Source organism: Bacillus cereus group sp. BfR-BA-01331 (assembly GCF_022663915.1).
GTDB classification, from domain to species: Bacteria; Bacillota; Bacilli; order Bacillales; family Bacillaceae_G; genus Bacillus_A; species Bacillus_A mycoides.
The window spans coordinates 1-394 of record NZ_JAKUGJ010000166.1 but is presented as its reverse complement, the minus strand read 5'-3'; the positions used below and the strand labels follow the sequence as shown (position 1 = coordinate 394).

The following is a 394-nucleotide window of genomic DNA, read 5'->3' as shown; positions in this document are numbered from 1 at the left end:
TGCCAAACCGAAATTCATCTCCCACCTACCGTTGGGCTACGCCCTTCACACGCTTGAGGAAGGAGAATTCTTTCGGGGAATTCGTTAAAAACACATCATAGAAAACCTAGAAAGTATGAACATGATGAGATTCTTCATGAAGTGATGATTCAAATGCAGGAACGTGAAATTTGGATTCTTTATGGTGAAGTAAAAAGATATTATCTAAGCAAAATAGGAAAATGGTTTAGAAAAATAGAAAGTGAATGGGAATCACATATATCCAACAGTGAAAAGCAGCAGGTATGAGAAGAAAAGTAAATACAAACAAACCAGGGGGCGCATTTCATGTTTAATTTACAAGAAGATATGTATGAACAATTGAAAGAGAAAAAAGGGGAAGTTACTGTATTTT

Annotated in this window: 2 pseudogenes; both read left to right on the top strand. The window is 35.5% G+C overall.

Annotation, left to right across the window (positions count from 1 at the left end):
• Positions 1-84 precede the first annotated feature (84 nt).
• Positions 85-288 (top strand): annotated as a pseudogene (locus MR155_RS31480) (transposase); the annotation flags it as partial.
• 39 nt (positions 289-327) lie between these two features.
• Positions 328-394, top strand: a pseudogene (locus MR155_RS31475) (RNA chaperone Hfq); the annotation flags it as partial.